The 22,709-nt window shown below is 68.7% G+C and carries 24 protein-coding genes; 15 read left to right on the top strand and 9 right to left on the bottom strand.

Annotated elements, in window-relative coordinates; translation table 11 throughout:
• The first annotated feature begins 14 nt into the window (after positions 1-14).
• Genes E0H50_RS07560 through E0H50_RS07580 form a run of 5 tightly spaced genes read left to right on the top strand, consistent with a single transcriptional unit; the run spans position 15 to position 5,240 of the window.
• A complete protein-coding gene (locus tag E0H50_RS07560) occupies positions 15-1,331 on the top strand; it encodes a glycoside hydrolase family 36 protein (protein WP_202868041.1) in 1,317 nt (438 codons plus the stop codon).
• The gene (locus tag E0H50_RS07565) at positions 1,324-2,238 is read left to right on the top strand and encodes a carbohydrate ABC transporter permease (RefSeq protein ID WP_131285866.1); all 915 of its coding nucleotides are present in this window, start codon (positions 1,324-1,326) and stop codon (positions 2,236-2,238) included. Before E0H50_RS07560 ends, E0H50_RS07565 begins: the two co-directional genes overlap by 8 nt.
• Positions 2,235-3,044 carry a carbohydrate ABC transporter permease gene (locus E0H50_RS07570; protein ID WP_131285867.1) on the top strand — a complete coding sequence of 270 codons (810 nt, stop codon included), beginning with the start codon at positions 2,235-2,237 and terminating at the stop codon, positions 3,042-3,044. The genes E0H50_RS07565 and E0H50_RS07570 overlap by 4 nt, the downstream gene beginning before the upstream one ends.
• Positions 3,045-3,057: 13 nt before the next feature.
• Positions 3,058-4,332, top strand: a complete 1,275-nt coding sequence (locus E0H50_RS07575) for an ABC transporter substrate-binding protein (RefSeq protein WP_131285868.1) — start codon at positions 3,058-3,060, stop codon at positions 4,330-4,332.
• Positions 4,329-5,240, top strand: coding sequence for a phytanoyl-CoA dioxygenase family protein (locus E0H50_RS07580; RefSeq protein WP_131285869.1), 912 nt, complete (start codon positions 4,329-4,331; stop codon positions 5,238-5,240). Before E0H50_RS07575 ends, E0H50_RS07580 begins: the two co-directional genes overlap by 4 nt.
• Before the next feature lie 11 nt (positions 5,241-5,251).
• Here E0H50_RS07580 and metG read toward each other — a convergent pair whose 3' ends face one another.
• Complete coding sequence (gene metG / locus E0H50_RS07585) at positions 5,252-6,817, bottom strand: methionine--tRNA ligase (RefSeq protein ID WP_131285870.1); 1,566 nt, start codon at positions 6,815-6,817, stop codon at positions 5,252-5,254.
• Positions 6,818-6,846: 29 nt separating this feature from the next.
• Entirely contained in the window at positions 6,847-7,689 is an 843-nt protein-coding gene (rsmI, locus tag E0H50_RS07590; protein WP_131285871.1) for a 16S rRNA (cytidine(1402)-2'-O)-methyltransferase, read from the bottom strand.
• Between the two features lie 196 nt (positions 7,690-7,885).
• On the opposite strand from rsmI, the gene E0H50_RS07595 reads away from it, so the two are divergent.
• Positions 7,886-9,448 carry a dolichyl-phosphate-mannose--protein mannosyltransferase gene (locus E0H50_RS07595; protein ID WP_337590366.1) on the top strand — a complete coding sequence of 521 codons (1,563 nt, stop codon included), beginning with the start codon at positions 7,886-7,888 and terminating at the stop codon, positions 9,446-9,448.
• 142 nt (positions 9,449-9,590) lie between these two features.
• On the opposite strand, the gene E0H50_RS07600 is transcribed toward E0H50_RS07595, so the two are convergent.
• The 6 genes from E0H50_RS07600 to E0H50_RS07625 form a co-directional block, all read right to left on the bottom strand.
• Positions 9,591-10,262: a DUF1707 SHOCT-like domain-containing protein gene (locus tag E0H50_RS07600; protein WP_131286058.1), complete on the bottom strand. Its 672-nt coding sequence runs from the start codon at positions 10,260-10,262 to the stop codon at positions 9,591-9,593.
• A gap of 140 nt (positions 10,263-10,402) precedes the next feature.
• The gene (locus tag E0H50_RS07605; RefSeq protein WP_238150830.1) at positions 10,403-11,611 is read right to left on the bottom strand and encodes an MFS transporter; all 1,209 of its coding nucleotides are present in this window, start codon (positions 11,609-11,611) and stop codon (positions 10,403-10,405) included.
• Entirely contained in the window at positions 11,608-12,411 is an 804-nt protein-coding gene (locus E0H50_RS07610) for a Rossmann-like domain-containing protein (protein WP_131285873.1), read from the bottom strand. The genes E0H50_RS07605 and E0H50_RS07610 overlap by 4 nt, the downstream gene beginning before the upstream one ends.
• Positions 12,408-13,163 carry a phytanoyl-CoA dioxygenase family protein gene (locus E0H50_RS07615; RefSeq protein WP_131285874.1) on the bottom strand — a complete coding sequence of 252 codons (756 nt, stop codon included), beginning with the start codon at positions 13,161-13,163 and terminating at the stop codon, positions 12,408-12,410. Before E0H50_RS07615 ends, E0H50_RS07610 begins: the two co-directional genes overlap by 4 nt.
• Positions 13,160-13,990 carry an acylphosphatase gene (locus E0H50_RS07620; protein WP_202868042.1) on the bottom strand — a complete coding sequence of 277 codons (831 nt, stop codon included), beginning with the start codon at positions 13,988-13,990 and terminating at the stop codon, positions 13,160-13,162. The genes E0H50_RS07615 and E0H50_RS07620 overlap by 4 nt, the downstream gene beginning before the upstream one ends.
• 80 nt (positions 13,991-14,070) lie before the next feature.
• Positions 14,071-14,535: a helix-turn-helix domain-containing protein gene (locus E0H50_RS07625; protein WP_131285876.1), complete on the bottom strand. Its 465-nt coding sequence runs from the start codon at positions 14,533-14,535 to the stop codon at positions 14,071-14,073.
• Between the two features lie 175 nt (positions 14,536-14,710).
• On the opposite strand from E0H50_RS07625, the gene E0H50_RS07630 reads away from it, so the two are divergent.
• Genes E0H50_RS07630 through E0H50_RS07670 form a run of 9 tightly spaced genes read left to right on the top strand, consistent with a single transcriptional unit; the run spans position 14,711 to position 22,335 of the window.
• The gene (locus tag E0H50_RS07630; RefSeq protein ID WP_202868043.1) at positions 14,711-15,784 is read left to right on the top strand and encodes an NADH-quinone oxidoreductase subunit B family protein; all 1,074 of its coding nucleotides are present in this window, start codon (positions 14,711-14,713) and stop codon (positions 15,782-15,784) included.
• 3 nt (positions 15,785-15,787) lie between these two features.
• On the top strand, positions 15,788-17,587 hold the full coding sequence (locus tag E0H50_RS07635; RefSeq protein WP_131285878.1) for a nickel-dependent hydrogenase large subunit: 1,800 nt from the start codon (positions 15,788-15,790) through the stop codon (positions 17,585-17,587).
• A 13-nt stretch (positions 17,588-17,600) separates the two neighbouring features.
• On the top strand, positions 17,601-18,431 hold the full coding sequence (locus E0H50_RS07640; RefSeq protein ID WP_131285879.1) for a NifU family protein: 831 nt from the start codon (positions 17,601-17,603) through the stop codon (positions 18,429-18,431).
• Positions 18,428-19,096, top strand: a complete 669-nt coding sequence (locus E0H50_RS07645) for a DUF5947 family protein (RefSeq protein ID WP_202868044.1) — start codon at positions 18,428-18,430, stop codon at positions 19,094-19,096. The genes E0H50_RS07640 and E0H50_RS07645 overlap by 4 nt, the downstream gene beginning before the upstream one ends.
• Positions 19,089-19,721 (top strand): DUF6084 family protein, encoded by a 633-nt coding sequence (locus E0H50_RS07650; RefSeq protein ID WP_131285880.1) that lies wholly within the window; start codon positions 19,089-19,091, stop codon positions 19,719-19,721. The genes E0H50_RS07645 and E0H50_RS07650 overlap by 8 nt, the downstream gene beginning before the upstream one ends.
• A complete protein-coding gene (locus E0H50_RS07655) occupies positions 19,718-20,995 on the top strand; it encodes a hypothetical protein (RefSeq protein WP_131285881.1) in 1,278 nt (425 codons plus the stop codon). The genes E0H50_RS07650 and E0H50_RS07655 overlap by 4 nt, the downstream gene beginning before the upstream one ends.
• Positions 20,992-21,495, top strand: a complete 504-nt coding sequence (locus E0H50_RS07660; RefSeq protein WP_131285882.1) for a hydrogenase maturation protease — start codon at positions 20,992-20,994, stop codon at positions 21,493-21,495. Before E0H50_RS07655 ends, E0H50_RS07660 begins: the two co-directional genes overlap by 4 nt.
• The gene (locus E0H50_RS07665; RefSeq protein WP_202868045.1) at positions 21,488-21,646 is read left to right on the top strand and encodes a HypC/HybG/HupF family hydrogenase formation chaperone; all 159 of its coding nucleotides are present in this window, start codon (positions 21,488-21,490) and stop codon (positions 21,644-21,646) included. The genes E0H50_RS07660 and E0H50_RS07665 overlap by 8 nt, the downstream gene beginning before the upstream one ends.
• Entirely contained in the window at positions 21,643-22,335 is a 693-nt protein-coding gene (locus tag E0H50_RS07670; RefSeq protein WP_131285884.1) for a DUF6390 family protein, read from the top strand. The genes E0H50_RS07665 and E0H50_RS07670 overlap by 4 nt, the downstream gene beginning before the upstream one ends.
• On the opposite strand, the gene E0H50_RS07675 is transcribed toward E0H50_RS07670, so the two are convergent.
• Complete coding sequence (locus E0H50_RS07675) at positions 22,287-22,688, bottom strand: helix-turn-helix domain-containing protein (protein ID WP_131285885.1); 402 nt, start codon at positions 22,686-22,688, stop codon at positions 22,287-22,289. The genes E0H50_RS07670 and E0H50_RS07675 overlap by 49 nt on opposite strands.
• Positions 22,689-22,709: the final 21 nt, after the last annotated feature.

Genomic DNA, 22,709 nt, shown 5'->3' on the forward strand with positions numbered 1-22,709 from the left:
GAAACGAGGGATCCGTGCCTTTCAGCACCGTCGCCGAGCTCGCCTACGACGCCTCCACGCTGGTCTTCGAGCATGGCTGGCAGTCGTGGAGCCCGAGCGGCTGGTACCGGCTCGACGCGCGTCCACCGCGTCCGACGGCGCCGAATCATCACGTGATGGCGTACCGTCCCGGCGTCGACGCCGGCCGCTTCCAGGGCGAGGGTCTGCTCGCGGTCGCGACGGCCGGCGAGGTCACGATCTTCGCGGCGACGAGCCCCGACGACGTCCCGTCGATCCGCGCCGAGATCCGCGGTGACCGGCTGGTGATCTCGGCCGATGGCGCCGTACAGCAGACGACAACGACGCAGGCCAACCCGAACCAGGCGCTCGCCGACTGGGCCGACGCGTTCGCGGCCGGCGCCCCGCCGGTGCGCGTGTTCGGACCGTCTTGGTGCAGCTGGTACGCGTACTGGGGCAAGGTCACCGAGCGGGACGTGATGACCGACGTACGCCAGTTCGACGAGCACGATCTGAGCGTCGACCTGGTCCTCCTCGACGAGGGGTACCAGGCCGCGATCGGCGACTGGCTGACGCCACGGGACGACTTCGGCTCGACCGTCCGGCTCGCCGCTGACATCCGGTCCAGCGGTCGTCGGGCCGGCATCTGGGTCGCGCCGTTCCTGGTTGCGAGCGGCAGTGAGACGGCCCGGAAACACCCGGAATGGCTAGTTCCGGGCATTTCCGCCGGTACCAACTGGGGCCAGGAGCAACTGGTTCTGGACGTGACACACCCGGGCGCCGCACGCCATCTCCAGGACGTCTTTACCGAGCTCTGCCGTCAGGGCTACGACCATTTCAAGCTCGACTTCGTGTACGCCGGGGCAATCGACGGACCGCGCCACGAGCAGGTCGACGGCATCACGGCGTACCGGCACGGAATGCGGCTGCTGCGCGAGGCCGTCGGGCCCAACCGGATCCTGCACGGCTGCGGCGCCCCGATCCTCCCGAGTCTTGGACTCGTCGACTGCATGCGGATCTCGCCCGACACCGATCCGTTGGTCGACCCACCGTCCGGCGACATCAGCCAGCCCGGTCAGCGCGGCGCGCGGTCCACCTCGGTGGCACGCGAGTTCCTGCACGGTCGCTGGTGGGCGAACGACTCCGACTGCCTGATCGTGCGGCCCGACGTCCAGGAGCGCGAACTCTGGGCGCAGCACATCGAGGCGGGTCCCGGTCTGCGGATGTCGAGCGACCCGATCGGCGCACTCGACCGGTGGGCGCTCGATCGCACCCGCGAACTGCTCGTCCCCAGCTCGCCGCGCCCGCATCCGTTGAAGGATCCCGATGCTTAGGCCCGCGCCGCGGCGTACCCGGCAGGTCGGTAAGGCACAGCAGACCGCGGTCGCGTACGCGCTCCTCGCACCGAGCCTGGTCGGCGTCCTCGGCTTCCTGCTCGCGCCGGTGGTGATCGTGCTGGTGCTGAGCCTGTTCGACTGGAAGTTGCTCTCGACTCCCGAGTTCGTTGGATTGGCCAACTACAGCAGGCTGTTCGCCGACGAAGACGTCTGGCACTCGCTGCTGGTCACCCTGTACTACGTGGTCATCTGCGTGCCCGGCACAACAATTCTGAGCCTGCTCCTGGCGCTCCTGGTCGACCGGAAACTGCGCGGAATGAAGTATTTCCGGGCTCTGCTGGTGATCCCGTGGATGGCGACGCCGGTCGCGCTCGGCCTGGTCTGGAGCTGGATCTTCGACCCGGGCCGCGGTGCGCTGAACCAGTTCCTGGGCGTGTTCGGGATCGACGGTCCGGCGTGGCTGTCGTCGCCGGTGCTGGCGATGCCGAGCGTCGCGGCGGTGCACATCTGGCAGTTCGCCGGGTACAACATGCTGTTCTTCCTGGCCGGTCTCCAGAACATCCCGCGCTCGTTGCGCGAGGCCTCGTCGCTGGACGGCGCGTCCCCGGTCGCGCACTTTTTCACGATCACGCTGCCGCTGCTGCGGCCGACGATGCTGTTCGTGCTGATCACCAATGTGATCGGCTCGTTCCAGGCGTTCGACACGATCTTCGTGATGACCGAGGGCGGCCCAGGTGACAGCACCGAGGTGGCGACGTACCTGATCTACGACGAGGCGTTCCGCAAGTTCGACTTCGGCTACGCGTCGACGATCTCGGTGCTGCTGTTCGCGGTGGTGCTGTTCGCGACGATCACCCAGTTCGTCTACTTCGAACGCCGTACGACCTATGAGGTGTCCGGATGAGACTGCGCATCTTCACGTACGCCGTTCTGGTGGCCGGCTGCCTGTTCGCGATCTTCCCGTACTTCCTGACCGTGCTGACCGCGTTCAAGGGCCCCGGGCAACTGTCGGAAACGATGCCCTGGGAGCCTGGTCTGCCACCGAGTACGGCGGCGTTCGGGCGGCTGTTCGACTCGGGTTTCGGCGGGTACCTGGTCAATACCGCGCTCGTCACGGCCGGGATCACCCTCGGGCAGGTGGTGTTCGCGATCCTCGCGGCGTACGCGTTCGCGCGGCTCTCGTTCCCGGGCCGGGACGCGCTGTTCTGGGTGTATTTGTCGACACTGATGGTGCCGCCGGTGGTCACGATGATCCCGCTGTACCTGATGATGCAGAAGCTCGGGCTGGTGGACACGTGGGCCGGCCTGATGCTGCCGACGATGCTCGGCACGCCGTACGCGATCTTCTTGCTCCGCCAGTTCTTCCGCGGCATCCCCGCGGATCTCGAGGACGCGGCCCGGATCGACGGCGCCGGGCGGTTCCGGACGCTGGTGTCGATCGTGCTGCCGTTGTCGAAACCGATCCTGGTCACCGTCACGACCCTCGCCGTGGTGGCGAACTGGAACAGCTTCCTGTGGCCGCTGATCATCACCAGCAGCGAGGACAAGCGGCTGCTGTCGGTCGGGATCGCCTTGTTCAAGGGGGAGATCGGCGTCGACTACAACGCCGTGATGGCCGGCAGCCTGATCGCGCTGGCGCCGCTGCTGGTGCTGTTCATCGTCTTTCAGCGCTTCATCGTCCGCTCGGTCGCTGTTACCGGGCTCAAGTAGTTCGGAGGCTCTCATGTCTTTGTCCAGGAGGACTTTTCTGATCGGCGCGGGCAGCGTGCTCGCGCTGGCCGGCTGCGGCTCGTCCGACGACAAGGCGAGCGGTGGCGGCGGCAAGGTCGAGCTCGTGTACCGCCTGTGGGACGAGCAGCAAGAGGTCGGTTACAAGGCGGTGTTCGCGGAGTTCACCAAGCAGAACCCGGACATCACGGTCCGGATGGAGGTACTGCCGTGGGACCAGTACTGGACCAAGCTGACCACTGAGCTGGCCAGTGGCAAGGCGCCGGACGTGTTCTGGCTGACCGTCGACTACTTCCCGGACTTCGCGAGCAAGGGCGTCCTGGCGCCGCTCGACGACCTGATCTCGAAGGCCGGCCTGAAACTCGACTCGTACCACCCGAACGTCGTGCAGTCCTACAAGTTCGAGGACAAGCAACTGGGGATGCCGAAGGACATGGGCATCGTCGGGCTGCTCTACAACAAGGATCTGGTCGCGAAGGCCGGGATCACGATGCCGGCCGAGCTGACCTGGGCGCCGGACGGTTCGGGCAGCTTCCTCGAGGTGGCGCGCAAGCTGACCGTCGGCAGCAAGCAGTGGGGTTTCTGCTCCTGGAACCACAGCCAGACCCAGTGGCTGAACTGGATCGCCTCGAACGGCGGCCGCGCGATGGACAAACCGTACGGCGCCTTCGAGTTCGCGAACCAGAAGTCGGTCGAGGCCCTGCAGTTCGCGCGGGACCTGGTGTTCAAGTGGAAGGTGTCGCCGGACGGCACCCGCACCAACCCGCCGACCGGACAGGCGACCGAGATGTTCTACCGCGGCGAGGTCGCGATGTTCCCGGCGAACAACGCGCTGCTGCCGTTCGCGCTGCCCGAGGTGAAGTTCCCGATCGGGGTCGCCGCGATGCCGGCCGGCCCGAGCGGGCGGACGGTGGTGATCAACGGGCTCTCCGAGGCGATGTTCGCGAAGACGAAGCACCCGGACGAGGCCGGCAAGCTCGTCGCCTTCCTCGGCTCGGAGAAGGCCCAGAAGCTGATGGGCGACGCGGGCTACATCATCCCGGCACTCAACAACGCCGGCGCCGGCTACCAGGCGTTCTGGAAGCAGAAGGGCATCGACGTCCAGCCGTTCATCGACTCCGCCGCCGGCAGCACCGTCAACCTCCCGATCGCCGAAGGCTGGACCGCCAAGTCCCCCGAGATCAACAAGACCGTCAACGACCTCTACCTCGACAAGGTCCCCGTCGCGGACATCGCGGCCTCCATGGACAAGATCGGAAACGACAAGTGAAAGAACTGACGGACTCGTACGACGACTTCCAGGACGCCGGCGTACTGCGGGAGCGGCTGGCTGGTGACGGTTATCTGTTCTTCCGGGGGTTGCTGCCTCGGGATGTCGTTGCGGATGTTCATGAGCAGTTGGCGCGGATTCTTTACGACAGCGACTGGTTGGCGCGGGATGCAGATCCGCGGGAGCTGGTCGCGTCGGGGCGGGCCGTGGAGGAAGGGTCGGCGGGGTTCTTCGGGGCCTACACGGCGATCCAGAGCACCGAGGCGTTTCATCGGCTGGCCGTGCGGCCGGAGTTGCTGGAGCTCGCGGGCCGGTTGCTGGGTGAGGAAGCGTTCGCGCATCCGGCGCACATCTGCCGGATCGCGCCGCCGTCGCCCGGGGCGAACCCGACGCCGATCCATCAGGACTACCGGTTCATCCAGGGGAGCGTGGACACGCTCACCACCTGGTTGCCGTTGAGTACGGCGCCGCCGGAGATCGGCGGGTTGCGGGTGCTGGCCGGGTCGCCCCGGCTCGGCGTACTGCCGGTGAAGGCATCCGACGGCCCGGGGATGATGCGCGCCGAGGCGGACGAGGAGCATCCGGAGTGGCGTACGACGTCGTACCGGCCCGGCGATGTGCTGCTGTTCGGAAGCCTGACCGTCCACGGCGCAATGCCGAACCGGACGAAGCAGCTGCGCTTGTCGGCCGACTTCCGCTACCAGGCACTGAGCGCGCCAATGGCCCGCGACCTCCTCGGCACCGGCAAGCCGCACTACCACCCCGACGTCCCCGACTTCCCCACCCTCACCCGCGGCTGGACCTCGACGACCTGCGTCGAGGTCCCACCCAACGTGAACTTCGTGGACCGCTGGGACCCGCGCGTGGACGACGTACCGACGCCACCGTCACGGTTCGCGTACGTCTGAAAGCCGGACGATCAGCTTTCTTCGAGTCGCGGAAACAGCGGATCGCCCTTGGTCAGCGTCGCACCGGCCGGCAGCTGACCCCACGTGCCGGCGTCCTGCACCCGCTGGTCGGTGAGTGCGCCCAGCTTCTCCTCCGCGCCGAGGAGCTCCCAGAGCTTGGCGGACGTCTTGGGCATCGTCGGGTTGTGGAGTACGGCGACGGCGCGCAGGACCTCGGCGGCGGAGTAGAGGATGGTCGCAAGGCGGGCCCGCTGGGAGTCGTCCTTGGCGACCTTCCACGGCTCCTGCTCGGTGACGTAGCCGTTCACGGCGCCGACGAGCTCGTTGATCGCGGCCAGGGCGTCCTGGAACGCGAGGGTGTCCAGGGCCTTGTCCGCGGTCGCGACGGTCTGCGCGAGCTTGTCCGCCAGCGCCTGCTCGGCCGGTCCGTGGTCGGTCGGCTCCGGCAGCGCGCCGTCGAAGTACTTGCCGACCATGGCCGCGATCCGGCTGGCCAGGTTGCCCAGGCCGTTGGCGAGCTCGGACGTGTAGACCGCGCTCAGGTGCTCCCACGAGAACGAGCCGTCCGACCCGAACTGGATCGTGCGCAGGAAGTAGTACCGGAAGGCGTCCGAGCCGAAGTGGTCGGTGATCTCGTGCGGCGCGATCGCGGTCAGCTTCGACTTGCTCATCTTCTCGCCGCCGACCAGCAGCCAGCCGTGCGCGAACACCTGCTTCGGCGTCGCGACCTCGGCGGCCATCAGCATCGCCGGCCAGATCACCGCGTGGAACCGGAGGATGTCCTTACCCACCAGGTGGACATTCGCCGGCCACAGTTCCTCGAACCGCTCCGGGTCAGTGCCGTAGCCCGCGGCGGTCACGTAGTTCAGCAGGGCGTCGATCCACACGTACAGAACGTGGTCCTCGTCCCACGGCACCGGGATGCCCCAGTCGAACGTCGAGCGGGTGATCGACAGGTCCTGCAGACCCTGCTTGACGAACGCGATCACCTCGTTGCGGGCGCTCGACGGCGCCACGAAGTCCGGCTGCGATTCGTAGAGCTCCAGCAACTTGTCGCCGTACGCCGAGAGCCGGAAGAAGTAGTTGGTCTCGGAGACCGTCTCCAGCTCGGTGCCGTGGATCATGCACCGCTGGGTGCCGTCCTCGTCGGTGCGGATGTCCGCGGGGAGCTTGAACTCCTCGCACCCGACGCAGTACAGGCCCTCGTACTCGCCCTTGTAGACGTCGCCCTTGTCGTACAGCTTCTGCCAGAACTCGCGGACCCGCTCGGTGTGCCGCTGGTCGGTGGTCCGGATGAAGTCGTCGTACGCGATGTCGACGTCCACCCAGGCCGGCTTCCAGGACTCCTCGACGAGCTTGTCGGTCCACTCCTGGGGCGTCATGCCCTGGGCCTGCGCGCTGCGCATCACCTTTTCGCCGTGCTCGTCGGTACCCGTCAGGTACCACTTGCGCTCGCCACGCTGGGCGTGCCAGCGGGTCAGGACGTCCCCGGCCACCGTCGTGTAGGCGCTGCCGATGTGCGGCGGGGCCGTGACGTAGTAGATCGGGGTGGTGACGTAATAGGCCTTCTCGGACATGTCAACAAGGGTAGTGGCGTGCGCCAGTGTTATTTACCGGGGTCCCGAGCAGCGAGTACGGCGTCGTACACGGTCCGTTTCGGTACGTTGAAGCGCTTCGCGACGTCGGAGATCGCCTGTTTGCGCGGCGTACCGGCCTCCTCGTCCTGCGCCACCTCCCGCGCCAGGTCCTGCGGGGTCAGCACCTTGTCCGGATCCGCGCCCGCGACCACCACCGTGATCTCTCCGCGGACACCGTCCTTCGACCACGTGACCAGGTCGTCGAGGGGCCCACGCTTGACCTCTTCGTACGTCTTGGTGAGCTCCCGGCACACCGCCGTACGCCGGTCCGCGCCGAAGGCCTCCGCCATCGCCTCCAAGGACGCGGTGAGCCGGTGCGGCGCCTCGAAGAACACCATCGTCCGCGGCTCGTCCTTCAACTCCATCAGCCGCCGCCCGCGCTCCCCCGGCTTGCGCGGCAGGAACCCCTCGAACGTGAACCGGTCCACCGGCAGCCCGCTCAACGCGAGCGCGGTCAGCACCGCCGACGGCCCCGGTACGGCGGTCACGTCGACGTCGGCCTCGATCGCCGCCGCCACCAGCCGGTACCCCGGATCCGACACGCTCGGCATTCCCGCGTCCGTCACCACCACCACGGTCAGCCCCTGCTCAAGCGCTTCAAGCAGCTCAGGCGTCCGCTCCCGCTCGTTCCCCTCGAAGTAGCTGACCACCCGCCCGCTCAGCTGAATCCCCAACTCACCCGTCAACCGCCGCAACCGCCGCGTGTCCTCAGCGGCCACCACCTCGGCCGCGGCGAGCACCTTCCCCAACCGCGCCGACGCATCCGACACATCCCCGATCGGAGTCCCCGCCAACACCAGTCGCCCGCTCATCGGATCATCATCCCAGGCGGGCCGGACCGACGCGGGGAGGCGGTGGTACCGGGGCGTCCGTACGATGGCGGGCGTGGCTGCTGTGATCGAGGACGGAACGGTTCGGCGGAGTGACGTCGACACGGAGCGGGAGACGCTCGGGCGGGACGTGCTCGGGAGACGGCTGCCGCCGCTCAAGGAGCGGTTGTACCCGGCGATGCCGCGGGACTTCGACGGCGGCTGGATCGCGACGCTGGCGATCACCGTGCTGGCCGGCGTGCTGCGGTTCTGGCACCTCAGCAACCCGGTGAAGTTCGTCTTCGACGAGACGTACTACGCCAAGGACGCGTACAGCCTGCTCAAGTTCGGTTACGCACGGCAGTTCATCGACCAGCCGGAGGGCGCCGCCGACAAGGCGATCCTGGCCGGCAACCTGGACGTCTTCAAGGACACCCCGAGCCTGACCGTGCACCCCGAGGTCGGCAAGTGGATGATCGCCGCCGGCGAGCAGTTGTTCGGGATGACGCCGTTCGGCTGGCGGTTCATGCCGGCGCTGTTCGGCACGCTGACCGTGCTGCTGCTGATCCGGACGGTACGCCGGATGACCCGGTCGACCCTGATCGGCTGTATCGCCGGTCTGCTGCTCGCGGTCGACGGCCTGCACTTCGTGATGTCCCGGGTCGCGCTGCTGGACATCTTCCTCGCGTTCTGGCTGGTCGCGGCGGTCTCCTGCCTGGTCGCCGACCGCGACTGGACCCGTCGCCGGCACGCCGAGACCCTCGACAAGCCGGTCACCGACGGCGAGCGCCGTACCGTCGGCCGCTGGCTGCTGATCCGGCCGTGGCGGATCGCCGCGGGGATCTGCTTCGGCCTGGCGCTCGGCACCAAGTGGTCGGCGGTCTGGGTGCTCGCCGCGTTCGGCGTGATGGTGTTCGCGTGGGACTTCGGCGCCCGGCGCGCGCTCGGCGTCCGGTTCGCGTTCGTGAAGTCGGCGCTGGTCGACGGCGTCCCGGCGTTCGTCAGCCTGGTGCTGGTCGCGGTGGTCACGTACGTCGCAACCTGGACCGGCTGGCTGCTGCACGACAACGCCTATGACCACAACTGGGCCGCGAGCAACCCGGCGCACGGCGTGATGAAGGTGGTTCCGGACGACTTCCGGTCGCTGCTGGCGTACCACAAGGAAGTCCTCGCCTTCCACACCGGCGACTACATCAAGCACGCCACCCACCCGTACGCCTCGAACCCGGCCGGCTGGCCGATCATCGCCCGCCCGATCGGTTTCGACGCGGTCAACGACATCAAGCCCGGTACGCCGGGTTGCAACGCGCCGGCCGGGACCAACTGTCTACAGGTGATCTCTGCCCTCGGTACGCCGCTGTTGTGGTGGGGAGGTGCGCTCGCGCTGATCGCGGCGCTGGTCCTGTGGATAGGCACGCGCGATTGGCGGCTCGGCATACCGATCGTCGGGTTCGTGACGTGCTGGGTGCCGTGGTTCGCGTTCGACGACCGGCCGATCTTCTTCTTCTACGCCGTCACGATGATCCCGTTCACCGTGATGGCGCTGGCGCTGATCCTCGGCAAGGTCCTCGGCCCGGCCCGCACAGCGTCGAGTACCGGGATGAGCACGGCAACCCCACGCCGCCTGATCGGCACGGCGGTCGTCGGCGCCTTCGTCGTCCTCGTGGTCCTGAACTTCGCCTACATCTGGCCGATCCTGACCGACGAGGTGCTCCCGCACCCGGACTGGCTCAGCCGCATGTGGTTCAAGTCCTGGATCTAGCCAGTCATCATGAGAGTGAACCGCGGAGCCGAGAGACAGGTTCCGGGGGGATCGCACCTGCTATTCCCTGTCCCCAGCCCCCGGAACGAGTCGCCTCCCCCGGCAATCGGCTGACCGCGCTCACGCGGACCGTGGGATTTGGTCAGTGCAGTTCGTGGTGGCCCTTCGGCTTGTGTTTCTTGCCGTGGCGTTTGGCGGAGGACTGGCCACCGACGCCGCCGAAGAGGGCCAGGCCCTTGACCACGACGACGGGGGCGTTCGGGTCGGGGTCGTCGCTGCCGCGGGCGCCGAAGCCGCCGAAGATGCCGACGCCCTCGTTGCGGACCGTCACGCCTTCGGGGACCGTGATGTCGATGCCGCCGAACACGGCGAACGCGTAGATCGTCACCTCGCGGCCCTCGAACACCGCATCCGTCATGTCCAGGTCGTGCCCGCCGAACACCGCGAACGCGTTCGTCCGCCGCTTCACCCGCCAGCGGCCCTTGCGTTCGCCGCCGCCGAAGATCGCCACCATCGTGTCGAAACTCTGATCCGGGTCGGCCGGCTCCTCGATCGGCACCAGGCTGGTCGACGCGGCCGCGGCCGGCTGCGCCGTCGGCGCCGGCTGGCCCAGTACGACGAGGTCGCGGGTGATCGGTTCGAGCTCGCCGAGGGTCTTCGCCTCCAGGGTCTGCTCGAGGCGCTCGGCATGCTCCTCCTGCGTCAACCGGCCCGACATCAGGGCCTCCCGCAGTACGTCGACCACCTGGTCACGATCGATGTCGGACGCCCGCAGATGTGCGTGCGGATGCGGGCGATCGGGCAGGTTTTCCATAACACGCAACGATATATCGTAAGTGGCTCGGTGAGGACCCCGATTGGTCCCGGAACCACCCCTGACTGCACGTCCTCCTTGAGCACCCACCAACCGTTTTCAGGCTGCTCAAATGGTTGATGGGTGCTCAAGGACGCGGTTCACTCCGCGCGGTGGAGGCGGAGGGAGAGGAGGAGCGCGACGAGGGTGATGCCGGCGAACGTGATCGCCGCACCGGGGTAGCCGCCGAGGCCCAGGCCGAGGCCGCCGACCGCGGCGCCGAGGAACGTCCCGAGGCTCATGCCGGCCGCGTTGACGCTGAGCGCGGAGCCGCGGAGGTCACCGCTGCGGCGGACCAGCAGCGTGGTGACACAGGCGGCGACCGTTGCGTGGCTGGCACCCATGAGCGCGGTGAGGAGCAGCGTGAGCGGAAGCGTCGGCGAGAAGTAGAACGCGGAGACGGCCAGCAAGGCGGTGGTGACACCGACGACGAGCAGCCGTTCGGGCGTGATCCACGGGCGCTCAGTGGCGAGGTACCGGCCGGAGAGGAGGTTGCCCAGGAAGAAGGAGGCGCCGCTGAGCGACCAGACCAGGGCGAACCAGCCCGGCGCGAGCTCGAACTTCTCGTCGTAGAACGCGGCGAGATAAGCGAGGTACCCCATGAAGGCCGCGGTCCGCAGCATCGCGATGGCCAGCAGCGGAAGCGCCCCAGGGATGCGAGCGAGCTCGCGGTACGTCGCCAGGTAGCTCATCCGCTCCCGGTGGGTGATCGGCGCCTTCCGCCCGCGTCCGCGCCAGAAGAACGCCGCCGCCAGAGCGAGCGAGATCGCAGCGGCCGCGAGCAGGTTGCCGCGCCAGCCCCAGATCAGGCCCGGGCCGGCGAGCACCGGGGCGGCCAGCATCGCCATCGCCGACGTCGTCGCGGACACCAGCGTCGCCGCGCGGCCGGCCGCTGCCGGCGACCTGAACCTGTCCGCGGCCGCCGCCCCGATCGAGGGCGCCAGGATCGACGTCGACGCCCCGATCAGCAGGCAGAAGGCCGCCAGCGCAAACACGTTGCCCACGGCCCCCAATGCCGCCGAGACGCCGAGCAGCGCGAGCCCGCCCGCGGCGACCAGCTCGCGCGGCGCGCGGTCCATCAGCGGTGCGAGCAACACCCCGACGGCCAGGGCTGCGAGTCCCCCGAGACCCCGCAGACCGCCGATCTCCGCGACGCTGCCACCGGCGGCCTCGGAGATCGGCACCAGGTACATCCCGAACACCGTGAACGGGATCAGGCTCACGGTCGAGGCCAGCAGGAACGGCCACAGCCGCTTGGCCATTCGGAGGTCGCCGGGCACTTCCGTGCTGAGCGGCTGGGTTTGCGTCATGTGTCCGTCCTGTAGCGATAGAGGCTGCTCGGGCGGGAGCTGAACTGGGAAAAGGGAAAGGGTTCCGCGGACAGCGCGGTGACACCGTGGCCGAGGAACGCACGGGCCACGGCACTGCCGGTCTGAGCGTAGACGGCCAGCGGCTTCGATTGCTCACGGCAACGGTTGAGGAGAACGTCGAAGCTGCCGTTGGACAGGGTCATACCGGTGGCGACGACCGCGTCGGCGGCGTCGATCACCTCCGTCATGTCGCGGGACACGGGCAGACCGGAGGCGGTCTCCCGGAGGTTGAAGTCGCACGGGAGACAGATGCCGCCGCGCGCCGTGATCGCGTCGACGAGCGGGTTCACGACACCGATCAGCGCGACTTTGGTGCCTTCGGCAACATCGAGCAGCCCGGCAACGGCCGCATCACGGGCACGGGCGCGAACGTCCGGCGTACCGGCGGGGAGGACCACTTCCTCGGCGTACGGCGCGGCGTGGTGCGGCTCGACCGCGGCCAGGTACGCGTCGAGCGCGGCGATCCGGACGGGGAGCGGGTCGTCGGAGGAGAGTACGTCGGCGAGTGTGCGGCCGGAGGTGTCGGCGCAGTACGCCGGGTCGAGCTCGCCCGACTCGAACGAGCACGCGCCGAACACCTCGCCTACTCGCAACAGCACGTAGTAGTTGCGGTAGGTGACGTCAGCGCCGGGCAGGCGTGTGGTGTGGTGCAGCCAGAACGCACTGGTGATGTCGAAGTCTGCGGGCGACGGTGAGTCGGCGAGTACGGCTGCGATGAGTTCGTCCACGGAACCGGTCATGGGAGATCGGCCAGCCTTTCGGGGTTGTACTGCAGGGCGGACAGTTCGGGGCGGCCTGTGGGCTGGAAGCAGTACAGGAGCGAGCGGCGGTCGGTGGCCGTCCGATTCGGGGCGGAGCGGTGCACCATCAGGCCGGGAAACATCAGGACCGACCCGGCCGGGGCCTCGACCGTCACCGCCCGGGTCTCGTCGACGACCGTTGGATCCACCAGCAGTCCGGTCGGGTCCAGCGGATCACGGCGTACCGGACCCTCCGACGGGCTGCCTACGATCAGGGTCATCGCGCCGTTCGCGGCGGTGTTGTCGTCGAGCATCACGATCGCGGTCGCAATGTCGTACGCCGCGTCGCCGCAGCAGCCGTACCAGTACGGGAAGTCCTGGTGCCACGCGAACTCCGACCCGACGCCGGCCCGCTTGAAGTTCAGCTTCGCCACGAACCGTCCCGCCGTTGCCCCGATCAACGAACTCATCGGCTCGACCAACCGCGGCTCACTCCACAACGCCTCCAGGGCCGGATGCAGGTGCGCCACCGGCGACAGGCTGCGCACGGTCTTTCCGACCGCATCCGGCTCCCAGTGGATCGTTGTCCCGTGCACCGTTTCCAGCCGATGCCCGTCCGGCCAGACATTCACCGTCGTCTCGCCGGCTTCGGCCGCGGACACGACGTCCGCATGCACCTGCTCGACCACGGCGCGCAGCCGATCCACCTCGGCGGCCGTGAACAACTCCGGAAGCAGCACATACCCACTCACAGGAACACATCGACCACGGCGATCCGGCGGGCCGTGTCCAGATCGGCGGCCATCACGGCGAACGGTTTGTCGCCACGATCCTTCCGTTTCCGGAGGGTGCTCACCACGGCCTGGTCGCCGGCGTCGCAGACCAGATGGAAGCCGCCGAGCCCTTTCACAGCGACGATCGCGCCGTCGATCAGCAGCGCGTGCGCGGCCGCGAGCGCGTCCTCGCCGTACGCCGTCTCGAGGCCGGGCTGGATCAGCCGCAGCCGAGGGCCGCAGGCGGGACAGGCGATCGGCTGCGCGTGGAACCTGCGGTCGGCCGGGTCGGCGTACTCGCGGGCGCAGTCCGGACAGAGCGGGAAGCCGGCCATCGTGGTGGCCGGGCGGTCGTAGGGCAGGCCGCTGATGATCGTGAAGCGCGGCCCGCAGTTGGTGCAGCTGATGAACGGATGCCGGTAGCGCCGGTCGGACGGATCGGCGAACTCGGCCAGGCAGTCGGCACAGGTCGCCACATCCGGTGAGACCAGCGTCCGGCCCGCACCCGCCGTCGAGGCCGAGATGGCGAACTCGGTCCCGCCCAGCACCGGCAGCGACTCGAGCGTCACGGACGCGACCGCCGCCAGCGGCGGGGCGTCGGTCAGCACGCGCTCGCCGAAAGCGGCCACCGCGGCGGCCGGGCCCTCGACCTCGGCGACGACGCCGGCCGCGGTGTTGCCGACCTGTCCGGACAGCCCCAGCTCGCGCGCCAGTGCGTACACGAAGGGACGGAACCCGACGCCCTGGACGACCCCGGTGACCAGCGCCCGGCTGCGCACCCGTTCCAACTCGTTCGTGATGGTCACCCCGCCGGGCGAAGGATGGCGAATTCCGCGATCAACGGACGATTCGCACACTAAACCCGGATCCGGACGCACGCCAGACATCACGGACCGAAGATCTCGTGCACTCTGCGCAGATCCCGCAAGCGTGGTTCGGTATCGCCGCGCAACCACCGGCTGATGGTCCGCACCGAGACCCCGATCCGCTGCGCGGCCGCCTGCTGGGACACCCCCTGACCCCGCAGCACGCCGTTCAGCCAGTCGGCGAACGGTTCCGCGGCCGGCTGCACCCGCCGGACGCCCGCACCGTGCAGTACCTCGACCTCGACACCGTCCGGAAAGATCCGCACCGTCACGTCGAACACCCCGTCCTTCGGCCCGGCCGCGGCCAGCAGGGCGGAGGTGATCGCCTGGTACAGCGCCTGGCGCTCCTCCACCTCGAGCGTGATCGGCTCGAGCGCCTCCCGGACGAACTGCTCCGCGTCCGGCAGCGAACCCGGCCTGGCCGGGAAACTCTGGGATGCCACGACCACAGGCGAGACGAACACCTCGCGATCGGGATCGTCCATTGCACGAGAATACGGTGCGACGTGTCCGAAAAGACCCTCCCGGAATGTCCTGGAATCCAGGATTCGCGGATTTCCGGATACCGCCATTAATAGCTGACACATGTGTCTTTCGGACTGCCGGGTACCGAAGTACGGTTCGAAAAGGCCGGGCGATTTCGGCGAGGGAGGGCTGGTCGTGTCCACGACGCTGGAGCCGGAGCAGGCACGCGGCGACACCGACGAGGGTGTCGTCCACATCCTCTGGATGAACGGCGGACTCAGCTGCGACGGCGACTCGGTCGCCCTCACCGCGGCCACGCAGCCCAGCATCGAGGAGATCGTCCTCGGCGCCCTGCCCGGGCTGCCGAAGATCGCGGTGCACTGGCCGTTGATCGACTTCGAGTGCGGACCGGAGACCGGCGCGGACAACTTCATCGCCTGGTGGCACAAGGCCGACCGCGGTGAGCTGGAACCGTTCGTGCTGGTGGTCGAGGGCTCGATCCCGAACGAGGCGGTGCACGGCACCGACGGCTACTGGGCCGGCTTCGGCAACAACCCGGCCACCGGGCAGCCGATGAAGACGTCCGAGTGGCTGGACCGGCTGGCGCCGAAAGCCACCGCGGTGGTCGCCGTCGGCACCTGTGCGACGTACGGCGGGATCCACGCCATGGCCGGCAACCCGACCGGTGCGATGGGGGTTCCCGACTACCTGGGCTGGAGCTGGAAGTCGAAGGCGGGCCTGCCGATCGTCTGCGTGCCCGGATGCCCGATCCACCCGGACAACCTGTCCGAGACCCTCGTCTACCTGCTCTACCAGGTCGCGGGCCAGGCCCCGATGATCCCGCTGGACTCCGAGCTGCGGCCGCAGTGGCTGTTCGGCCGGACCGTCCACGAGGGCTGTGACCGGGCCGGCTACTACGAGCAGGGCGACTTCGCCAAGGAGTACGGCTCCCCCAAGTGCCTGGTGAAACTGGGCTGCTGGGGTCCGGTCGTCAACTGCAACGTGCCCAAGCGCGGCTGGATCAACGGCGTCGGCGGCTGCCCGAACGTCGGCGGCATCTGCATCGCCTGCACGATGCCCGGCTTCCCGGACAAGTTCATGCCGTTCATGGACGCACCGCCCGGCAGCAGGGTCTCGACCACCGCGAGCATGGTGTACGGCACCGTGATCCGGCGGCTGCGCAAATACACCCAGAACGCGAGCAACAAGGAACCCGGCTGGCGGCAGAAGAGCTCCGAGCTCACCACCGGGTACGAGAAGGTGTGGTAGGCCATGACCACCACCGAGTCCAAACTCTCCGCGACCGACGCGAAGAGCACCGACGTCGTCGAGATGGCGTGGGATCCGATCACCCGGATCGTCGGCAGCCTGGGCATCTACGCGAACGTGAACTTCAAATCCAAGACCGTCGAGGAATGCCACAGCACGTCGTCGATCTTCCGCGGTTACAGCATCTTCATGAAGGGCAAGGACCCGCGCGACGCGCACTTCATCACCAGCCGGATCTGCGGGATCTGCGGTGACAACCACGCCACCTGCTCGGTCTACGCGCAGAACATGGCGTACGGCGTCGCGCCGCCGCACCTCGGCGAGTGGATCGTGAACCTCGGCGAGGCCGCGGAGTACATGTTCGACCACAACATCTTCCAGGAGAACCTGGTCGGCGTGGACTACTGCGAGCGGATGGTCAAGGAGACCAACCCGGGCGTCCTCGAACTCGCGAACCGGACCGAGGCGCCGCACGCCGGCGACCACGGCTACCGGACCATCGGCGACATCATGCGCTCGCTGAACCCGCTCGAGGGCGAGTTCTACCGCGAGGCCCTGCACGTCAGCCGCTACACCCGCGAGATGTTCTGCCTGATGGAGGGCCGGCACGTCCACCCGTCGACGCTCTACCCCGGCGGGGTCGGCACGGTCGCGACCATCCAGCTCTTCACCGACTACCTCACCCGGCTGATGCGCTACATCGAGTTCATGAAGAAGGTCCTGCCGCTGCACGACGACCTGTTCGACTTCTTCTACGAGGCGCTGCCCGGCTACGAGCACGTCGGCGAACGACGGATCCTGCTCGGCTGCTGGGGCAGTCTGCAAGATCCGGCATACTGCGACTTCAGCTACCGCACGATGGAGTCCTGGGGCCGGAAGATGTTCGTCACCCCGGGCATCGTGGTCGACGGCAACCTCGTCACGAACAGCCTGGTCGACATCAACCTCGGCCTGCGGATCCTGCTCGGCAGCTCGTACTACGACGACTGGGCCGACGGCGGGCACGAGAAGTTCGTCGACGTCGACCCGCTCGGCAACCCGATCGACGTCCGGCACCCGTGGAACCAGCACACGCTGCCGAAACCGCAGAAACGCGATTTCTCCAACGCCTACAGCTGGACCATGTCGCCGCGCTGGTTCGACGGCACGGACCACCTGGCCCTCGACACCGGCGGCGGCCCGATCGCGCGACTCTGGTCGACGGCGCTGTCCGGCCTGGTCACCACCGACTACATCCAGGCCACCGGGCACAGTGTGAAGATCCAGCTCCCGCGGACGGCACTCAAACCGGCCACGGAGTACGAGTGGAAGATCCCGCGGTGGAGCAACGCGCTCGAGCGGAACCGGGCCCGGACGTACTTCCAGGCGTACGCCGCCGCGCTCGCGCTGCACTTCTGCGAGAAGGCGATGGCCGAGGTCAGGGCCGGCCGGACCGACACCTGGACGCCGTTCAAGGTGCCGGACGAGGCGATCTCGTGCGGGTTCACCGAGGCCGTGCGCGGCGTGCTGTCGCACCACATGGTGATCCGGGACGGCAAGATCGCGAACTACCACCCGTACCCGCCGACACCGTGGAACGGCAGCGTCCGGGACAGCTACGGAACCCCGGGCCCGTACGAGGACGCCGTCCAGAACACGCCGATCTTCGAGGAGAACCCGCCGGAGAAGTTCAAGGGCATCGACATCATGCGCGCGGTACGCAGCTTCGACCCGTGCCTGCCCTGCGGCGTGCACATGTACGTCGGCAACGGACGGGAGAAGACGCACCTGCACTCCCCGTCCATCGCCGTCAAGCCTTACTGACCCGGGGGACGAAATGGATCGGCACGACGTCCACACGCTGAGCGAGCGGATCGACGTACTGCTGGACGAGGTCCAGCGCAGCGCCGATCCCGCGCTCACGCGCAAGGTGGAGGAACTGATCCGCGCCGTGCTGACCCTGCACGGCGCAGGCCTCGAGCAGCTGCTGCACCTGCTCGGCGAGCCACAGGTTCGGCAGCTCGTCGAGGACGATCTGGTCGCCGGAATGCTGCTGCTCCACGATCTCCACCCCGACGACATCGCGACCCGCGTCCAGCAGGCGCTCGACTCGGTCCGCCCGTACCTCGGATCGCACGCGGGCGGGATCGACTACCTCGGCATCGATGCCGACGGGGTCGTCCACCTGCGTCTGCAGGGCAGCTGCGACGGCTGCCCCGGCTCGACCGCGACGGTCCGGCTGACCGTCGAGAACGCCGTCCTGGACGCCGCGCCGGAGGCGATCGCGGTCGACGTCGAAGGGATGGTGAAGGAGAAGGAGAGTCTGTTGACCATCCAGCCGTTCCGCCCCCACCGGGACAGCTGGCACCGGCTGGATCTGGTCCCACCCCCGGACCAGATCCAGCATCTCCCCGTCGCCGGCCTCGACCTGCTCGTCGCCAACCTGGCCGGCACGTACTTCGCCTACCGCAACACCTGCCCGAGGTGCTCGTCCGGCCTGCACCACGGCCGGTTGAGCGGCGAGCGGTTGACCTGTCCGCGGTGCACGGCCGAGTACGACGTACGTCTCGCTGGGCGGGCGCAGGACGGCCCGCCGCTCGAAGCCATCCCCTTGCTGCCGGACGGTTCCGGCTGGAAGGTCGCTGTCCCGGGGGTGCAGCCGGCGTGAGGCAGCGGTCGACTCTGCGTTCGCTGGCGCGATCCAAACCCTTGCCGGCCGTCGATCCGGTGGCGGTACTTCGCGAGTACACCGGTGGGGTGCGCGAGCAACTGGCGCCGGGTGAGCAGTGCGAGATGTGCGCCGTACCGATCGGTCCCGAGCACTCGCACCTGGCCGACATCCAGGATCACCGGCTGCTGTGCGCCTGCCGGGCCTGCTACTTGCTGTTCACCGACGGCGGCGCGTCCCGCGGCCACTACCGCGTGGTGCCCGAGAGCTACCGGTACAACGCGGACTTCGCCCTGTCACCGGCGCAGTGGGACGCGATGGGGATCCCGGTCAACCTCGCGTTTCTCTTCTACCAGTCCGATCAGGGCCGGTACGTCGCTTTCTACCCGAGCCCGGGTGGCGCCACCGAGTCGCTGCTCGACCTGGCCGGCTGGAACGAGGTCGTCGCCGGCGATCCCCTGCTGCAGGGGCTGGTCCCGGACGTGGAGGCCGTCCTGCTGCGCCGGCTGGACGACACGTTCGAGTGCCATCTGGTCCCCATCGACGCGTGCTACGAGCTGGTCGGGATCGTGCGCCAGTACTGGGAAGGCTTCGCCGGCGGCGAGGACGTCTGGCGGCGGATCGACGCGTTCTTCGCCGGCGTCCAGGAGCGCAGCCGTGGTTGACCTGGACTTCACCTGCACCGGCGCCGAGGCCGATCGGTACGCCGCGACCCCGTCGATCCGGCTGCGTCTGCGGATCGACGAGACGACCGGTACGCCGGTGCACGCCCTCGCGCTGCGCTGCCAGATCAGGATCGAGCCGATCCGGCGCCGGTACGACGACGAGGAGGCCGAAGGACTGGCCGACCTGTTCGGTGACCGGTCCCGCTGGGGCGAGACCCTGAAACCGCTGCAACTGGCCTTCGTCACCCAGATGGTCCCCGGCTTCACCGAAGCCACGGAGGTCGACCTCAACCTCCCGTGCAGCTACGACTTCGACGTCGCCGCCCACAAGTACCTGTACGCCGTCCGGGAGCACGGCGTACCGCTGTTGCTGCTGTTCAACGGGACCATCTTCACCGGCAGCCCCGGCACCCTCTCGGTCACACCGGTCGCCTGGCAGAAGGAGACGACGTACTCGCTGCCGGTGTCCGTGTGGCGGGAGGCGATGGACCAGCACTTCCCGGGTGCCGCGTGGCTGCGGCTGCGCCAGGACACCTTCGACCTGCTGTACCGCTACCGCACGCGGGAAGCGTTGCCCGGCTGGGACGACGCGATCGAGCGACTCCTGAAGGAACAGCTGGAATGAACAGGTACGACGCCGTCCAGGACCTCGCGGACGCGCTGTTGTTCGAAGGTTATGTGCTGTACCCGTACCGGGCGTCGGACGGAAAGAACCGGGTCCGCTGGCAGTTCGGCGTGCTGATGCCGCCGGACTACTCGCTGCTGGATCCGACCGAGCGGTCCTGGTCGCAGACCGAGTGCCTGCTCGACGGCGACAAGGCCCTGATCCGGGTGCGGCTGCGCTTCCTGCAGGCGCAGAGCCGTGAGGTCCTCGACGCCGATCGCGTCCTGGTCACGTCGCTCGAGACCGAGGACGCGACGTACCGGCCGTGGGACGAGGCCGTGGTGCGCACCGTCGACCTCGCCACGAACGTCTACCGGTTTCCCCGGCAGGTGACGTTCAGCCTGCCCGGCGGCACCGAGGTCGAGGCGGTCGGCACGGCCGGCTTCCTCCGCCGGACCAGGCTGCCGATCACCGGGACCGTGACCCTCACCGTCCACGATCTACCGGGCCCGTACACCGTGAGCCGCATCCGGGTGCGGGTCGAGAACACCACCCCGGACGGCAGTTCGGAGCGCGTCGGGGCCCTCCGGCAGGCGCTGATCGCGCACCACGTCATCGTCGCCGCCGACGGCGCCCGTTTCATCTCGCAGCTGGATCCGCCCGAGTGGGCCAGAACGTTCGCGGGCGAGTCCGAGAACGTCGGCCTCTATCCGGTGCTGGCCGGCGACCTGCTGCTGTCCTCGCCGATCATCCTGTACGACCACCCGTCGATCGCGCCGGAGAGCCAGGGCGACCTGTACGACGCCACCGAGATCGACGAGATCCTCAGCCTGCGCACGATGACGCTGACCGAGGAGGAGAAGCGCGAGGTCCGCGGTACCGACCAGCGGGCGGCCGAACTGCTGGACCGGGTCGACACCATGCCGCCGGAGTTCCTCGACCGGCTGCACGGCACCATCCGCTACCTGCGCAAGGTGACCGAGCCGCCGCCGGCCGACCAGCCGTGGTGGGATCCGGGCAACGACAGCACGGTCTCGCCGGAGACGGACACGGTCACGATCGGCAATGTTGCTGTGGGCAACGGCACCCGGGTCCGGCTGCGGCCGGGGATCCGGCGGGCGGACGCGCAGGACATGTTCCTGACCGGTCTCCTCGGCACCGTGGTCGCCGTACTGACCGACGTCGACGGCGAGACGCACCTCGCGGTCGCCCTGGACGGCGAGGAAGGCGAAGTCCAGCGATCCCACGGGCGCTACCTGTACTTCGGCCCGGACGAACTGGAGCCGGTCGAATGACCGTCCTGGTGGCCGGGCTGGGCAACATCTTCAGCTCCGACGACGGCTTCGGCGTCGCGGTCGTCGACGAGCTCTCCCGTCGGCCGCTGCCGGCCGGGGTCGAGGTGCGGGACTTCGGGATCCGCGGCATCCACCTGGCCTATCAGCTGCTCGAGCCGTACGACCTCGTCGTACTGGTCGACGCGGTCCAGCGGGGCGGTCCGCCCGGCACGGTCTACCTGATCGAGGCCGAGCCGAGCGCCGACCCCAGCGAAGAGGTGACGATGGACGCCCACGACCTCGGACCGGACGCTGTGCTCTCGCTTGTGCCGCGGCTTGGTGGCACCGTGGGACCTGTGGTGGTGATCGGGTGCGAACCGGCGGGTGTCGACGCCGGGATCGGACTCTCACCGGCCGTGCAGGACGCGGTCGGCACCGCCGTACAGCTGGTGATCGACGTGGTCACCGGCGCGATGGAGGGTAGAGCAGATGTGCCTGGGTATTCCCGGCCGGGTGGTTGACTGCCCGGACGGCGCGGACCTCGGTCGGGTCGAGGTGGCGGGCGTCGTCCGGGACATCAACGTGTCCCTGCTCGACGGCCCGTTCGTTCCCGGTGAGTACGTCCTGATCCACAGCGGCTTCGCGATCGTCTTCTTCGGGGCCGAGCTGTGAACGGCTCGGCGCTGTTCCTCCGGTACGCGTACGCGCCCAACCTGCTCGGGTACTGCGGGCCCGCCGACACCAGCGCCCTGCTCGAGTTCGGCGCACCGGGTCGGGCCGGCACCGGCTTCCGCGCGCTGGCCAAGCAGTTCGAGGGCGCCTGGCCGCAACTGCGGACGATCGCCGCGGCCACCGGTACGGCGGACCCGCTCGACGGCGAGGTGGTCGAGGCCTACTGGATCGGCAACCGCCTGCTGGACCGGGCCGGCGATGCCGAGGGCGGACTGCCCCATCACAGCTTCCAGGTGTTCTGCCTGTATCCGTGGGCCAACCTGCTGCTCGACGAACGCCGTACCGAGCACGCGCTCCAGGTGCTCGACCAGTGCCGGATCCGGTGGGGCCGGGTGATCACGGTCGGCGCCGACCAGGTCGTGGTGGAGTCGCGGCCGCTGGTGTGGAACGGCGCCCGCCTCACGCTCGGCGTGCCCGGCCGGGAGACGGTGAACCGGGGGTTCGACGGCGTCAGCCTGATCGGGCCGCTGCATCCGGGCGACTGGGTGTCGATGCACTGGAACTGGGTCTGCGACCGGTTGACCACCGCCCAACTGGTTGCCTTGCGCCACTATTCGGCGCACCACCTGGCGCTGGTCAATCAGCGCCTGGGCGGCCGGGCCGGGATGTCCGGGCCGAGGATCCAGTGAGCGTCCGGCCGGCTGACGAGCCCCGGTGAGTTCAGCACCGCGGGCCGCGCCACCGGGCGGTTGTCCGGCACCGCGGAACGATCGGGCTCCCAGCGGGCCGGGTCCTCGGTCAGGCCGAGCAGGTAGGTGACGGTGCAGTCGAGCGCACCGGCCAGCTCCGGCAGGCGTACGACGTCGACGCCGGTCCCGTGCTCGAAACTCGACAGTGTCTTGTTGGTGGTCCTGATCCCTCGCCGCGCCAGCCGGCTGACCAACTGCTTCTGCGTCAGCCCGAGCTGCAGGCGCCGCGCGCGCAACCTGCCGCTGACGACCAGATGCCGGTCGACGGCGAGGTCGCTGCGATCCTCGAACATTGGCTACCCCCTGCAGCCACG

The sequence above is a fragment of the Kribbella sindirgiensis genome, assembly GCF_004331435.1.
Taxonomy (GTDB): domain Bacteria; phylum Actinomycetota; class Actinomycetes; order Propionibacteriales; family Kribbellaceae; genus Kribbella; species Kribbella sindirgiensis.